General features: G+C 31.2%; 18 protein-coding genes. 13 read left to right on the top strand and 5 right to left on the bottom strand.

All coding sequences use genetic code 11. The features are described 5' to 3' along the window. The first annotated feature begins 97 nt into the window (after positions 1 to 97). The 13 genes from ACESR5_RS03380 (at position 98) to mscL (ending at position 9954) form a co-directional block, all read left to right on the top strand. Entirely contained in the window at positions 98 to 463 is a 366-nt protein-coding gene (locus ACESR5_RS03380; RefSeq protein ID WP_087245157.1) for an ATP synthase subunit I, read from the top strand. Next, entirely contained in the window at positions 464 to 1129 is a 666-nt protein-coding gene (locus ACESR5_RS03375) for a F0F1 ATP synthase subunit A (RefSeq protein WP_087936123.1), read from the top strand. Between the two features lie 57 nt (positions 1130 to 1186). Next, positions 1187 to 1429: an ATP synthase F0 subunit C gene (gene atpE, locus ACESR5_RS03370; protein ID WP_087296957.1), complete on the top strand. Its 243-nt coding sequence runs from the start codon at positions 1187 to 1189 to the stop codon at positions 1427 to 1429. Positions 1430 to 1466: 37 nt separating this feature from the next. Continuing rightward, complete coding sequence (gene atpF / locus ACESR5_RS03365) at positions 1467 to 1970, top strand: F0F1 ATP synthase subunit B (protein ID WP_087296958.1); 504 nt, start codon at positions 1467 to 1469, stop codon at positions 1968 to 1970. Then, on the top strand, positions 1970 to 2500 hold the full coding sequence (locus ACESR5_RS03360; RefSeq protein ID WP_168081579.1) for a F0F1 ATP synthase subunit delta: 531 nt from the start codon (positions 1970 to 1972) through the stop codon (positions 2498 to 2500). Before atpF ends, ACESR5_RS03360 begins: the two co-directional genes overlap by 1 nt. Positions 2501 to 2508: 8 nt before the next feature. Further along, positions 2509 to 4032, top strand: coding sequence for a F0F1 ATP synthase subunit alpha (gene atpA, locus ACESR5_RS03355; RefSeq protein WP_373154231.1), 1524 nt, complete (start codon positions 2509 to 2511; stop codon positions 4030 to 4032). A gap of 3 nt (positions 4033 to 4035) precedes the next feature. Further along, positions 4036 to 4884: an ATP synthase F1 subunit gamma gene (atpG, locus tag ACESR5_RS03350; protein ID WP_087296960.1), complete on the top strand. Its 849-nt coding sequence runs from the start codon at positions 4036 to 4038 to the stop codon at positions 4882 to 4884. A gap of 14 nt (positions 4885 to 4898) precedes the next feature. Beyond that, positions 4899 to 6305 (top strand): F0F1 ATP synthase subunit beta, encoded by a 1407-nt coding sequence (gene atpD / locus ACESR5_RS03345; protein WP_373154229.1) that lies wholly within the window; start codon positions 4899 to 4901, stop codon positions 6303 to 6305. After that, the gene (gene atpC / locus ACESR5_RS03340) at positions 6292 to 6699 is read left to right on the top strand and encodes an ATP synthase F1 subunit epsilon (RefSeq protein ID WP_191341708.1); all 408 of its coding nucleotides are present in this window, start codon (positions 6292 to 6294) and stop codon (positions 6697 to 6699) included. Before atpD ends, atpC begins: the two co-directional genes overlap by 14 nt. An 87-nt stretch (positions 6700 to 6786) precedes the next feature. After that, positions 6787 to 7095, top strand: a complete 309-nt coding sequence (locus ACESR5_RS03335) for a PTS sugar transporter subunit IIB (RefSeq protein ID WP_087245148.1) — start codon at positions 6787 to 6789, stop codon at positions 7093 to 7095. A gap of 98 nt (positions 7096 to 7193) precedes the next feature. After that, a complete protein-coding gene (locus ACESR5_RS03330; RefSeq protein WP_373154226.1) occupies positions 7194 to 7973 on the top strand; it encodes an N-acetylmuramoyl-L-alanine amidase in 780 nt (259 codons plus the stop codon). Between the two features lie 61 nt (positions 7974 to 8034). Further along, a complete protein-coding gene (locus tag ACESR5_RS03325) occupies positions 8035 to 9465 on the top strand; it encodes a polysaccharide deacetylase family protein (RefSeq protein ID WP_373154223.1) in 1431 nt (476 codons plus the stop codon). A 93-nt stretch (positions 9466 to 9558) separates the two neighbouring features. Further along, complete coding sequence (gene mscL / locus ACESR5_RS03320) at positions 9559 to 9954, top strand: large conductance mechanosensitive channel protein MscL (protein WP_087245145.1); 396 nt, start codon at positions 9559 to 9561, stop codon at positions 9952 to 9954. Between the two features lie 43 nt (positions 9955 to 9997). Here mscL and ACESR5_RS03315 read toward each other — a convergent pair whose 3' ends face one another. From ACESR5_RS03315 to ACESR5_RS03295, 5 genes are all read right to left on the bottom strand, one after another. Then, positions 9998 to 10234, bottom strand: a complete 237-nt coding sequence (locus ACESR5_RS03315; protein WP_087296967.1) for a zf-TFIIB domain-containing protein — start codon at positions 10232 to 10234, stop codon at positions 9998 to 10000. Between the two features lie 76 nt (positions 10235 to 10310). Then, positions 10311 to 11681 (bottom strand): aldehyde dehydrogenase, encoded by a 1371-nt coding sequence (locus ACESR5_RS03310; protein WP_373154219.1) that lies wholly within the window; start codon positions 11679 to 11681, stop codon positions 10311 to 10313. Beyond that, entirely contained in the window at positions 11671 to 12840 is a 1170-nt protein-coding gene (locus ACESR5_RS03305; RefSeq protein WP_373154216.1) for an iron-containing alcohol dehydrogenase, read from the bottom strand. Before ACESR5_RS03305 ends, ACESR5_RS03310 begins: the two co-directional genes overlap by 11 nt. A gap of 11 nt (positions 12841 to 12851) precedes the next feature. Further along, positions 12852 to 13310 (bottom strand): hypothetical protein, encoded by a 459-nt coding sequence (locus ACESR5_RS03300; RefSeq protein WP_087936134.1) that lies wholly within the window; start codon positions 13308 to 13310, stop codon positions 12852 to 12854. A 436-nt stretch (positions 13311 to 13746) separates the two neighbouring features. Then, entirely contained in the window at positions 13747 to 14088 is a 342-nt protein-coding gene (locus ACESR5_RS03295; protein WP_165352240.1) for a DUF4299 family protein, read from the bottom strand. Between the last annotated feature and the right edge of the window lie 155 nt (positions 14089 to 14243).

The raw sequence follows: 14243 nt of genomic DNA, 5'->3' as shown, positions 1-14243 counted from the left end.
GAAATGACTTTTGAACTATATCTTGTAATCAAAAGATTTGTTATTTTTGATTATCCACGGTATAATCAAGATAGTGTTAAAATAAGGAGTGAGCAATGTGAATGAAAAAGATGTTCAAACAGAGTCTAAAAAAATCTTTTTAATCATGTTGCTCTTTTTTTGTTTGATAGGTTTAATATTGAAGAATATGGCCTATCCTTTAGGAGTCATTGTTGGATATATAATTTGTTATATCAATTTTATATTGACGATTAAATTTAGTCATACTATTTTGCAGGAAGGACATCATATTTTATTAATTATATTGATGTTTATGTTAAAATTATTTTTGATGATTGTAGGATTTATGATAGCTGTTATATGGAAAGAATACGTTCATCTTTTGAGTGTGTTTTTTGGTTATTTGATTACACCTATCACAATTCATTGGTTAAATTTAAAAACAAGAAAGGAGATGAAATAGATGCATATAGTGATTCAGACAGAATTGATATTTTCTTTAATTATCATGGCCATGTTAGCAGTCTTTTTTATTTATGCAGGAAGAAAGATTGCATTAGCAGATGCAACCAAAAGACCTAAAGGTTTAGTTCTGGTCGTTGAAACAGGTGTAGAAATGATTTATAACTATTTGAAATCAATTATGCCTAGTCGTTTTGAAAAGAACTATTATCCTTATTTTGCAATGCTGTTTTGTTATCTGATTGTTGCTAATATTAGTGGATTAATTGGTTTTGATGCACCAACATCCAATTATTCTATTACGTTGGCTATGACAATTATTACATTTGTTTTGATACAGTTTAACGCAATTCGAAAAAAAGGAATTAAAGAATATATCAAGGGTAATGTTTGGCCACCAACGAATATCTTTGGAACAATAGCTCCCTTAATATCGTTATCATTCCGTATTTTTGGTAATATTTTAAGTGGTAGTATTTTAATGTCGTTGCTTTATCAGTTTACAGGTTGGTTATCAAGTTTAATTATTCCAACGACAGTTAATTTTTTAGGACCAGTTATTGCGCCAGTGTTCCATGTTTATTTTGATTTATTTGCTGGTGTTATTCAGACATTAGTGTTTGTAACAATTTCATCTATATTAATCATGATGGAAAATGAAGATTGATCTTAACTATAAATATAGTTTTGATAATTAAAAAAATATAATGGAGGTAAATAAAATATGACAGATTTAGGTTTAGTTGCAATCGCTGCAGGAATTGCAGTATGTGCAGGTTTAGGTACAGGTATTGGTGAAGGTATTGCTGCAAGTAAAGCAGTTGAAGCAGTAGGTAGAAATCCAGAAGCTGAAGGTAAAATCAGAACAATGATGATTTTAGGTATCGCATTAACTGAAACAGTTGCTATTTATGGATTATTGATTTCAATTATTTTAATTTTCGTATTCCCAGCTTTATATTTATAAAAAGGTGACTGGCTTTTTATAAGAAGGGAGGCATACAATGAGTATTGATGTTGCAGGGAAATTATTCCCTAATCTTGCGACAATCGTGATTCAATTATTATCCACAGGTGTTTTATTGATTATTTTTAGAAAGTTCTTTTGGGCTCCAACACAAAAGTATTTTCAAAAACGTGCTGATTTTATCGAATCACAAATTCAGGATGCAAAAACATCTCAGCAAAAAGCAAAGCAGCTTATGTTAGAAAGTGAAGAACAGGCACGTCAATCTGCTAAAGAGTATCATGATATTATTGAACAGGCTAAAAATGATGCTTTAAAAATTCATGAAGATTTAGTTGCAAAGGCAAAAGAAGAAGCTGCTCGTAAGCTAGAACAGGCAGAAAGAGAAATTGAAGTTGAAAAACAACAGGCTAGAGAAGACATGAAGAAAGAAATGGTTAATATAGCTATTGAGGCAGCAACAAAAGTAATGAGTAAAGAAATGAATTCAAAGGAAAATCAACAAATGGTAGAAGATTTTGTTGATCAGGTTGTTCATTAATGGATACCATTGCAAAAAGATATGCTGAAGCATTATTTGCTTTAGCAAAAGAGGAAAATGCTGTCAAAACATATCAAAAAGATATGGAGAAAGTTGAAGATATCTTTCATGATCAAAGTATTTTACAGTTTTTTAGTCATGTTGCGATTCATGATGAAGATAAATATCAGGTATTGAATCAATGCTTAAAAGGACAAATTGAAACATATGTCTATCAATTTCTTTTATTGCTGATTAAAAAAAGAAGAATCAAATATATTGTTTTGATTTGTCATCAATTTCAAAATTTATGTTATGAATACTTGGGTATTCAAGTTGGAAAAGTATGGAGTGCTTATGAACTTTCTCAAGCAGAAATAGAGAAAATTCAAGAAGCCATGTCTATGAAGACAAACAAGAAAGTCTTATTAAAACAAGCGATCGATCCATCTTTAATTGGTGGAATTAAAGTTGAGATTGATCATCATGTATATGATAATTCTATATCTTATAAGATGGGATTATTGAAACAGGAATTATTAAGAAAGTAGGTGAAAGTGTGGATTTAAGACCAGATGAGATTAGTTCGTTAATTAAGGAACAGATTAAACATTTTGCAGATCAAATAGAATCAAAAGATGTTGGAACTGTTATGACAGTAGGTGACGGTGTAACATTGATTCATGGTTTAGATAATGCCATGTTAGGAGAATTGTTGTTATTTCCTGGTAATGTTTATGGAATGGTTATGAATCTAGAAGAAGATGCTGTAGGTGCTGTTTTACTTGGTGATGAAGGTTCTATCAAAGAAGGCGATGAAGTCAAAAGAACAGGACGAATTATTGAAGTCCCTGTTGGTGATGGATTATTAGGGCGTGTTGTCAATCCATTAGGACAACCTATTGATGGACAAGGAGAAATTGTTTATCAGCATACACGTCCTATTGAAAAGATTGCACCAGGTGTTATGGCAAGAAAATCTGTTGATCAGCCACTTCAGACAGGAATTACATGTATTGATGCAATTATTCCTATCGGTAGAGGTCAACGTGAGTTAATTATTGGTGATAGACAAACAGGAAAGACAGCTATTGCGATTGATACAATATTAAATCAAAAAGGACAGAATATTTATTGTATTTATGTTGCTATTGGGCAAAAGAATTCTACTGTTGCTCAAATTGTTGAAAAATTACGTCAAGGTGGAGCAATGGAATATACAACTGTTGTATCTGCTGGGGCCAGTGAATTAGCTCCTGTTCAATATATTGCGCCTTATGCAGGATGTGCTATGGCAGAAGAATGGCTAGAAGAAGGTAAAGATGTCTTGATTGTTTATGATGATTTATCTAAACATGCGGTTGCTTATCGTACAGTCTCTTTATTATTAAAAAGACCACCAGGACGTGAAGCTTATCCAGGTGATGTATTCTACTTACATTCAAGATTACTGGAAAGAGCTTGTCGTTTAGATGATGAACATGGGGGAGGATCAATTACAGCTTTACCAATTATTGAAACACAGGCAGGGGATATTTCAGCATATATTCCAACAAATGTGATTTCTATTACAGATGGACAGATATTCTTACAACAGGATTTATTTAACTCAGGAATAAGACCGGCTATTGACACTGGATTATCTGTCAGTCGTGTTGGTTCATCAGCACAGATTAAGGCTATGAAACAAGTATCAAGCTCTTTAAAATTAGAACTTGCACAATATAGTGAAATGCAGGCATTTGCACAATTTGGTAGTGATTTGGATGCTGCGACAAAAGCAACTTTGGAACATGGACAAAGAGTGAGAGAAGTTTTAAAACAGGCTCAATATTCTCCACATAGTGTAGATCAGCAGGTTATCACATTATTTGCTTTAAAATATGGTTATACAAAACAAATTCCAGTTGCTAAAATCAATCAATTCATGGATGAACTTTATCAAAATATTCAAAACCAACATCCTGAAATGATAACAGATATTCAACAACAAAAATCAATCAGCGATGAATTATCTTTAAAAATGAAAGATGTTATCAATGCTTTTGTAGAAAATTTCTTAAAAGTGAATAAGGAAGGTTAGTTTATGGCTAATGATATGCAGTCTATTAAAAGACGTATAAAATCCGTTGAATCAACAAAGAAAATTACAAAAGCAATGCAGCTTGTCGCAACTTCTAAGTTGAGAAAAGCAAGAAATCAGATGGATGAATTAAGACCTTACTATAGTAAAATTCAAGAAACGGTAGGACAAATCTTAGAAAGCAATAAAGGTATGGTGGAAAGTCCATATTTAATAGAAAATCAGGCAGGAAAACATATTTATATTATTGTCACATCAAGTTTAGGACTATGTGGTGGTTATAATGCAAATGTTTTTAAAACCATGGTTGAATGTTTAAAGCCAGATGATGAAATTTATATGATTGGTAGTAAAGGTGCAAGCTATTTAGCGCATCATCATATTGACTATCATTCACAATATGTAGAATTAAATTCAACATTAGATTTCAAAGATGTCATTAGACTTGTTCATGAATTAACAAAACGTTATCAAAATCAAGAGATTGCAAGTATTCAAATGATTTATACAAAGTTTGTTAATAACTTGACATTCCAGCCATGTGTGATGGATTTATTGCCTGTTCATACACAGGATTTTGAAAATATGACTTTAACTAAAAAAGCGACTTTATTTGAACCAAGTCCAGAAGCTGTTTTGAATGATTTGATACCTATGTATTTACAGTCAGTTATTTATGGATATTTGGTAGAATCAGTGACAAGTGAAAATGCTTCAAGAAGAACATCTATGGAAAATGCTACAGATAATGCAGAAGATTTAATAGAAGAATTATTATTGAAATATAATCAGGCAAGGCAAAGTGCTATTACGAATGAAATTAGTGAAATCGTGGCAGGAGCCAATGCTTAATAAGGAGGTGCAGCATGTCAAATATAGGAAAAATCGTACGTGCGGTAGGTCCAGTTGTTGATATTGCTTTTGATGATGGACATTTACCAGCATTAAATACTGCTATTGAAATTGATAATAATGGCGAATTATTGACAGTAGAAGTCGCACAACACATTGGTGATGATGTGGTTCGTTGTATTGCGATGGGGTCTACTGATGGTTTAAAAAGAGGTTTGGAAGCCAAAGATACTGAGCATCCTATTTGTGTACCAGTAGGAAATGAAACATTGGGAAGAATGTTTAATGTACTAGGGCAACCGATTGATGAAAAAGAGGCATTACCTTCAGATATTCAAAAAATGCCAATTCATCGTAATGCTCCAACATATGCTGATCAAAAAACAGAAACAGAAATCTTAGAAACAGGGATTAAAGTTATTGATTTAATTTGTCCTTATATCAAAGGTGGAAAGATTGGTTTATTTGGTGGTGCCGGTGTTGGAAAAACAGTTTTAATTCAAGAATTGATTAATAATATTGCGACGCAACATGGTGGTTTATCTGTATTTGCAGGTGTTGGAGAACGTTCAAGAGAAGGTAATGATTTGTATTATGAAATGAAGGAAAGTGGCGTTTTAAATAAAACAACACTTGTCTTTGGACAAATGAATGAACCGCCAGGATCACGTTTAAGAGTAGGTTTAACTGGATTGACAATGGCAGAATATTTTAGAGATGAACAACATCAGGATGTCTTATTGTTTATTGATAATATTTTCCGTTTTACTCAGGCAGGTTCAGAAGTGTCAGCATTGTTAGGACGTGTTCCATCACAAGCAGGATATCAGCCTACTTTAGCTACAGAAATGGGACAATTACAGGAACGTATTACATCGACAAAGAAAGGGTCTATTACATCAGTTCAGGCTGTCTATGTTCCGGCAGATGATTTAACAGACCCTGCTCCAGCAACAACATTTGCTCACTTAGATGCAAAAGTTGTCTTAGATCGTTCTATTGCTGCGTTGGGTATTTATCCAGCCGTTGATCCATTGAATTCATCATCACGTGCATTGGATCCATTGATTGTCGGAAAAGAACATTATGAAGTTGCTCATGGTGTTCAACAGATTCTTCAAAGATTCCAGGATTTACAGGACATTATTGCCATTTTAGGTATGGATGAATTAAGTGAAGAAGATAAAGTCACAGTTGCTAGAGCAAGACGTGTTCGTAATTATTTATCACAACCATTTACTGTTGCTTCACAGTTTACGGGATTAGAAGGAAAATATGTTCGTGTACAAGATACAATTCAAGGATTTAAAGAAATTCTTGAAGGAAAATGGGATCATTTACCTGAACAGGCTTTCCATAATGTCGGATCTATTGAAGAAGCAGTTGAGAAAGCAAAAACTTTAACAGATGACAACATTTAAATTAAAGATTGTAACACCTAAAGGTGTTTATCAGGAAGTAGATGTTGAAATGCTAAATCTACGAACAACAACAGGGCAAATTGGTATACTTGCCCATCATATTCCTCTAGCCAGTAGCATAGATATATCAGAAATGAACTATGTTGATTCTCATCATGATAAACATTATTTTGCGATTGCAGGTGGTTTTGTTTATGTGGGTGAAGAAGATACAACCATTATCACAAGTGCTATTGAATCAAGTGATGAAATTGATTTATTACGTGCTCAAAATTCTAAAAAGAGAGCAGAGGATCGTTTAAAAACACCACAGGACATTGATGTTTTACGTGCTGAAATTGCATTGAAAAAAGCAATAACAAGAATAAATGTGAAAACAACACATCAAACATAGAGTTATCTCTATGTTTTTTTCAAAAACTGATTAAAAAATTTTACAACTTCCTTTGAAATTGTTATCATAATAAATGGAGGAATGCTTATGAAAATTTTACTAGTATGTTCAGCAGGAATGTCAACAAGTTTGTTAGTTGAAAGAATGTTAGCTGCTGCTAAAGAAAGACAATTAGATGTTGATATTGAAGCCAGACCAATTGCAGATACAGTTCAATATGGTCAAGATGCTGATGCAATCATGTTAGGACCTCAAGTTCGTTTTCAGGAAGAACATATTCGTTCATTATTTGATGAAAATAAACCTATTGCCGTTATTGATATGAAAGATTATGGGATGATGAATGGGAAAAAGGTTCTTGATGAAGCGATTCAACTTATAGAATCAAAGAAATAAATCATATTGATGAGAGTCAATATGATTTTTTTATGGAAAACATTTGATTATACGACAAAAAATGATAAAATAACAACGATTGCAAAGGAAGTGAAAAAGTGGTTAGAAAAAAGAAAAGAATTAGAAAAGATAGAGTGATTATTGTTTGTGTATTAGCATTAGTTATATGTTTTGGTATTTATAAAGGAACATCTTGGATGATTCATACAATTTCTTCTTTATTAGAACCTGAAGTTCAACAAGAAGTTGTCCAAGAAAAAGAGGAAGAAAAGGTTAAAGAATATATAGCAACAGTTGTATTAGATCCTGGACATGGAGATTGGGATCCAGGCGCTAATGTCAATGATGTCTTAGAAAAGGATATAACATTAACAACTGCAAAAGCGATTGGTCAAGCCTTAGAAGAAGCCAATATTAAGGCTGTCTATACAAGAGAAAGTGATGTCTCTTTATCTAATAATAAAATAGAAGATTTAAAGAAAAGAGCAGCGACAAGTGCTGAAAATAATGCACACTATTTTGTATCTGTTCATGTGAATTCATTTGATGAATCTGATGAAGTTTCTGGATTTGAAATTTATAAAAAAAATAATGAGAGCGAATCATTAGCTCAAAATATTGGAAAACATATGGAAACATTAAATTATTCAAAAAAAAGAGGTATTATAGATGGAGGGAAATCTCTACAAGTTTTAAGAGATAATACAGTACCGTCTGTTTTGATTGAAATGGGATATCTCAATAATAAAAATGACTATAGTTATTTGAGTGATAATGAAAAATTACAAAAAATGGGAGAAGCTATAGCAAATGGAATTATTGATGAAGTTCAAACTCATCTTTTAAAAGATTCAGCACAAAATAATACAAATAAGTAGAAATATCCACAAGAAATTCATAACAATTTGATATCATGAAAAACGTGGAAAGGTGTTATATATGAGTCTAAAATTAAAAAAGGATATAAAGAAAAAAGCTATATTATTGGTTGGAATATTATGTATTGTTACAGTTGTGTTTTTTATCTTTAAAATGTTCAATAAACCTTTGATTGCATTTAAGAAAAATCCTGTTGAAGTAGAAATAAATGAAAGTATTGATCCAACTTCTTATATAGAAGAGATACATGGAAAATATAAAAGCAGCGATGTAAAAATTGATGCAAGTCAAGTGGATACAAAAAAATTAGGTGAATATACTATCCAGTATGCATTAAATGATAAAAAATATGATTTAACTGTTAAAGTTGTAGATACACATGCACCTACTTTTAAAGTTAAAAATTTAGATATAGATGTTGGTATGAAAGTAGATGTTAAAGATGTTGTTTCAGACATTAAAGATGCAACAAAAACAAAAGCATATTTTAAAAAAGATTATAACTTTACAAAAGAAGGTAAACAAAATGTCACTGTTGTTGTGGAAGATGAAGGTGGCAATAAAACAGAGAAAGAGATAGAAGTCAATATTGTCAAGGATACTGAAAAACCAGAATTAACAGGATTACATGATTTAACTGTAAAAGTTAATGGAGATGTTGATTATCTTTCAGGTTTAACTGCTAAAGATAATCGAGATCCTAGTCCAAAAATTACTGTAGATTCAAGTGATGTCAATTTGAAGAAAGCTGGAACATATACAGTTAAATATACTGTTAAAGATAGAAGTGGAAATGAAAATGTTTTTGCAAGACAAATTGAAGTACTTGAAAAGGTTGTATCAAAGGCTGTTCCATCAAGTGAAGAGAAAATTGTATATTTAACATTTGATGATGGACCATCTGAAAATACCAAGAAAATTATTGATATATTGGATAAATATGATGCGAAAGCAACATTCTTTGTGACTGGTAACAATAAAAAATGTAATAAGTATATTAAAGAAGCTTATGAAAAAGGACATACGATAGGATTACATACCTATAGTCATGATTATAAGGAAGTTTATTCATCAATGGATGCTTATTTTGATGATTTAAATAAAATTGGACAAATGGTTAAAGAACAAATTGGTTTTGTACCTAAATATATTCGTTTCCCTGGGGGAAGTTCTAATACCAAATCAGCAAAATATAGTAAAGGTTTGATGACAACTTTAGTATCAGAAGTTCAAAATAGAGGATATCAATATTATGACTGGAATGCAGATTCAACAGATGCTGCTGGAAATAACAGACCTGTTTCTGTCATTGTGAAAAATGCAACCCAAAGTAAAGCGAAAAATATTAATTTATTAATGCATGATACAGCTGCGAAATCAACAACTGTAGAAGCTTTACCAAAAATTATAGAACATTATCAAAAATTAGGTTATACATTTAAAGGAATAGATGATACATCATTTACTCCACATCATGGGGTTAATAATTAAAGTCAGACATGATATTGTTTGACTTTTTTTACGATAAGATATTCTGTATTTTCTTGTTGGAATATGTTATTCTATGAAAAAGTAGGTGAAGATATGAAGAATTTTATGAATGAATTTAAGAAGTTTGCTTTACGTGGAAATATGCTTGATATGGCTATTGGGGTTATTATAGGGGGAGCTTTTACTGGCATTGTGACCTCTTTAACTGACAATTTTATTAACCCTATTTTGAATTTTGTCACTGGTGGAAAAATATATACTTTACAGGATATTGCAGGTTTTGCATCAGCATTTCTTTCATCATTAGTAAATTTCTTTATTATGGCTTTTGTTTTATTTTGTATTATGAAGGCTGTGAATAAACTCATGAGCATTGGTAAAAAAGAGGATGAAGTTATTCCTGATAAGAAAATTTGTCCGTTTTGTAAATCAGAAATTCATATTGAGGCATCACGTTGTCCTCATTGTACATCACAATTAGAAGACTAAAAAAAGCTGTCGGAATAAGCATTTCACTTATCCCTGACAGCTTTTATTCTCCACCAAAGATTTCAAGAATATCAATTAAAGTAGAACTTTTCTTCTTTTTGTGTGATTTTTCATAATCTTTAGATGAATGCTGTTTTTGTTCTCCTGAAGCTCGTTCAATAATTTTATCAAGTTCACCACGATCCAACCAAATTCCACGACATTCAGGACAATAATCAATTTCAATACCATGTTTTTCTGACATCAGTAATGTCACATCTTTGCATACAGGACACTTCATTATATTTCCCCCTTTATGTTGTATTTATATATATGATATATATTATATTTTAAATCAATATTAACAATATGTGAAATCATTTGAGAAACATTCTGATCAGTTTATCTTTCATTGAATTATAAGGATAATAACGCATTGGTAAATCTATCCAAGTTGCCTTTTTGACAATACTTCTGGTATGAGAGAAAGTTTCAAAACTCTTTTTACCATGGTATGATCCCATACCACTATTTCCAACACCACCAAAACCTAATTCACTTGTCGCAAGATGAATAATTGTATCATTAATACATCCACCACCAAAGCTACAATGTTTTAATAATTTCTTTTGAATCGCCTTATCTTGAGAGAAGATATAGAAAGCCAGTGGCTTTTCTCTTTGATTAATAAAGGCTATAGCTTCATCAATGTTTTGATAAGTTAAGATAGGAAGAATAGGACCAAAGATTTCTTCTTGCATTAATGGATTGTTTCCATCAACATGATCAACAACCGTTGGTTCAATCTGTAAAGTTTCTAGATTTCTATGACCACCAATCACAATATCCTGATTTTCTAATAAATGTGATAATCTATCAAAGTGTTTTTGATTAATAATTTTAACAAGTTGAGGATTTTGTAAAGGTTGATCACCAAAGAATTCATGAATAGCATCTTTCATATATTGAATGAACTGATCTTTATATTTGTCTTTGATTAATAAATAATCAGGAGCCACACATGTCTGACCAGCATTTAAAAACTTACCAAAAGCAATACGTTTAGCAGCCAGTTTTAAGCTCTTATCATCATCAACGATACAAGGACTTTTCCCACCTAATTCTAAAGTTACAGGTGTTAAATAACGACTCGCTTTTTCCATAACCAGTTTGCCAACATTCACACTACCTGTAAAGAAAATATAATCAAAACGTTGTTCCAAAAGTTCTGTATTCTCAGCTCTTCCACCTTCAACAACTGCCACATATCTTTCATCGCAGCTTTCACTCACCATTTGTTTAATCACATGTGAAACATTTGGAGCATAAGCACTTGGTTTAATAATGACAGTATTTCCAGCTGCAATAGCGCCAACTGCTGGTTCAATTGATAACATGAAAGGATAATTCCAAGGACTCATAATCAATGTCACACCATAAGGTTCATAAGATTCAAAGCTTGTTCCATAGAATTGAGAGATTGGCGTCCAGACATATTTATTGCGACTCCATTTTTTAATATGTTTTAACTGATAGTTTAATTCACTTAAAACCAAACCAATTTCACACATATAAGATTCGACAGCATCTTTATTCAAATCTTTTTTCAAGGCTTCAATAATACGATTTTGATGTTCTAAAATCCAAGTTCTCAAAGCTTTTAAAGTCTGTATTCTATGATTAATATCTTTAGTATATTGTGTCTGATAAAATTCACGTTGAGTTTTCACTAATTCTTTAATATCCATAATGACCCTCCAATATATTGATAATATCTTGTTTATTTGCATATTTGTTATTGACTATTAAAGCTCCATCATTTAAAGCCTTCTCAGCCACTTCATTGATATTTTCAGGCAAACTTTCAACACTTTCCAGTGATACAGGAAGATTTGTCTTTTCATGTAAAGTTTGTAATAAACTTGCAATATAATCAATCGCCTTTTGTCCTAACTGCTCCTTTGGTGTTTGACTATAAAGTTCTTTTTGTCCAAGATATAATAACAAATCCCCATATAAGTCTTTATTGATTTCAAGATTATAACGCATACAAGGGACAAGCAGCATACTCATGGCATCTCCATGAGCTACATGGCAGACAGCTCCTAAAGCATGTCCAATCGCATGAACAATACCAACCATTGAATTTGAAAAAGCACATCCTGCTTCATAAGAAGCTAAAGCTAAATTCAGTCGAATGTTTTCATCTTTAGGGTTTTCAACAACTTTTAAAATATTTTGTGATATGGTTTGGATAGCTAAAATTGCATAGGCATCACTGATAGGATTTTTTTGTGAACATGTGTAAGCTTCAATCGCATGTGTTAAAGCATCAATACCAGTAGAAGCTGTTGTTTTTAATGGAAGATTTTGTGTTAAAACAGGATCAAGAAAAGCCACATGACTTTGAATGTGCTGTGAGATGATTTCCAGTTTGACTTGCTTTTCAGGATGACTGACTACGGCGACACATGTCGCTTCACTACCAGTCCCACTTGTTGTTGGAATAGCAAAGAATGGCACATCTTGACCAAGTTTTAAATCTTCAAAACCTAAAATATCTTCAATGGATTCACATTCCTGTGATAACATCAAATAAACACCTTTAGCAGTATCTAGAACACTTCCACCACCTAAAGCAATCAATCCATCACAATTTTCTTTAATATAATAATCTTGAATATCTTCAATTGTATGAATAGAAGAATCAACAGGAATATCTGTATATAGACTATAATCTAATGATAAATGTTTGGTAAGAATATCAACATATTTGAGTTGATATAAAACATGGTCTGTTAAAATTAGAGGATGTTTCATATGATATTGTTGACATTCGTATTCAAGTTGGCTTAAAGCATTTTGCCCAGCACATACCTTTGTTTTATTGACAAATTCAAAATACATAATGATCCCTCCTAAGCAAATAAAGCTTTTATATAAATCAATAAAGTCGGTTTATATTTCTTTTCCTGATGATTTAAAATACGTTTTGTCATAAAACGAGGGAAAAGATAAGTTTCCACCAAATCAACACATCTGACAAATCTCATACTTTCAAAAACATCTCCTCTTAAAGAAAAACGATGTTCTAAATAAGCACTTTTGACACTCATCATACCTGTAAAAACAAGCAAAGCTGTCTGAATGCTTTTAAAGGTAATACAAATATCAGGTTTTACATTTTTGACTTTCTGTAATCCTTTTTGATATGTGTATTTGATTGTGATGGAAGGTCCATGCATGACTTGTAATGTTAAAAATTTATCTTGTTTCCATCCATCTAATTCTTCTTTCATACGTGGATCATCATGATAAAGAACTTTCATACCACGATATAAAAACTGCATCACAACCCAAATAATCAGCTTTTTCATATGCACTCACTCCTTATCAATATTATAACATTTAAAAAAGTGATAGTAAAAAGATAAAACTTGACCATTATTTTTTATACATTATCCTTTTCCCTTCATCGTGTTTATGGTTTCAATAATGATAAGAACAATATAAATAATCAAAGTTATGATATATATAATAGAATAAGAAGAAATAAAAGAGATGACACTATCTCTTTGCGTGTTGATAATCAGTAGATAAATCAATAATAAAGCAGTGAAAAGAGAATTGGCTTTTTTAAGATAACTTTAATTACGATACTTTATGTTTAAAATCTTTATTATGATACAAGAAACAACAATGAACTCTAAAATAATACCTAAAATCATTTTTTTACCTTCCTTTCATGTGTTCAATATTTGTATTTATAAGATTGTTCAAATAATCAAAATATTATAATTGTTATAAGTTATTTTATAGACTCTTCAATTCATCTAAAGTTAATCCTCTTACTAAAATAAAATTGCTATCTTCAGCAAGGATATAAGGCTGTAATTTTTTAAGACATGTTCCATAATCCATTTGACCTATCATCGAATCATTTGTCGTGCTGATAAGAGCGATTCTCCATTGTGATATACGCTGACCTTCAACCTCAAAATGTATTTGAGGCTGTTTTAAGAACATTGTTTTCACACCTTCAGTTAAACTCATCGCACCAAATACACTCCCATCAGATTGCTTATAAAAATGAGGTTTAGCTTTATAAGCATCATCCCAATTGACAGTTTTTTTCTTTTTGTTAAATAAACCCATAAAATCAGTCCTTTCTATTCTTATTAATTTCATTATATCATTAGAACTGTAATGAAATCATTTATTTCGTTTATTTAAATAGAAAAGATAGATCTCTATTTTGTGGTTTATAAAAATAGTTATGAAACTTTATTGACTTTAAAAAAAATATTTGA

This window comes from Clostridium sp. AUH-JLR23, assembly GCF_964238065.1.
GTDB lineage: Bacteria > Bacillota_I > Bacilli_A > Erysipelotrichales > Coprobacillaceae > Allocoprobacillus > Allocoprobacillus merdigallinarum.
The sequence above is the reverse complement of the archived record's forward strand: the minus strand, read 5'-3'. Positions and strand labels throughout refer to the sequence as shown.

What these genes read in the sequence shown, in the direction of transcription:
- ACESR5_RS03375 (WP_087936123.1), top strand. Translation starts at nt 464, where the DNA reads ATGCATATAGTGATTCAGACAGAATTGATATTTTCTTTAATTATCATG.
- atpE (WP_087296957.1), top strand. Translation starts at nt 1,187, where the DNA reads ATGACAGATTTAGGTTTAGTTGCAATCGCTGCAGGAATTGCAGTATGT.
- atpF (WP_087296958.1), top strand. Translation starts at nt 1,467, where the DNA reads ATGAGTATTGATGTTGCAGGGAAATTATTCCCTAATCTTGCGACAATC.
- ACESR5_RS03360 (WP_168081579.1), top strand. Translation starts at nt 1,970, where the DNA reads ATGGATACCATTGCAAAAAGATATGCTGAAGCATTATTTGCTTTAGCA.
- atpG (WP_087296960.1), top strand. Translation starts at nt 4,036, where the DNA reads ATGGCTAATGATATGCAGTCTATTAAAAGACGTATAAAATCCGTTGAA.
- atpD (WP_373154229.1), top strand. Translation starts at nt 4,899, where the DNA reads ATGTCAAATATAGGAAAAATCGTACGTGCGGTAGGTCCAGTTGTTGAT.
- atpC (WP_191341708.1), top strand. Translation starts at nt 6,292, where the DNA reads ATGACAACATTTAAATTAAAGATTGTAACACCTAAAGGTGTTTATCAG.
- ACESR5_RS03335 (WP_087245148.1), top strand. Translation starts at nt 6,787, where the DNA reads ATGAAAATTTTACTAGTATGTTCAGCAGGAATGTCAACAAGTTTGTTA.
- ACESR5_RS03325 (WP_373154223.1), top strand. Translation starts at nt 8,035, where the DNA reads ATGAGTCTAAAATTAAAAAAGGATATAAAGAAAAAAGCTATATTATTG.
- mscL (WP_087245145.1), top strand. Translation starts at nt 9,559, where the DNA reads ATGAAGAATTTTATGAATGAATTTAAGAAGTTTGCTTTACGTGGAAAT.
- ACESR5_RS03315 (WP_087296967.1), bottom strand. Translation starts at nt 10,234, where the DNA reads ATGAAGTGTCCTGTATGCAAAGATGTGACATTACTGATGTCAGAAAAA.
- ACESR5_RS03310 (WP_373154219.1), bottom strand. Translation starts at nt 11,681, where the DNA reads ATGGATATTAAAGAATTAGTGAAAACTCAACGTGAATTTTATCAGACA.
- ACESR5_RS03305 (WP_373154216.1), bottom strand. Translation starts at nt 12,840, where the DNA reads ATGTATTTTGAATTTGTCAATAAAACAAAGGTATGTGCTGGGCAAAAT.
- ACESR5_RS03300 (WP_087936134.1), bottom strand. Translation starts at nt 13,310, where the DNA reads ATGAAAAAGCTGATTATTTGGGTTGTGATGCAGTTTTTATATCGTGGT.
- ACESR5_RS03295 (WP_165352240.1), bottom strand. Translation starts at nt 14,088, where the DNA reads ATGGGTTTATTTAACAAAAAGAAAAAAACTGTCAATTGGGATGATGCT.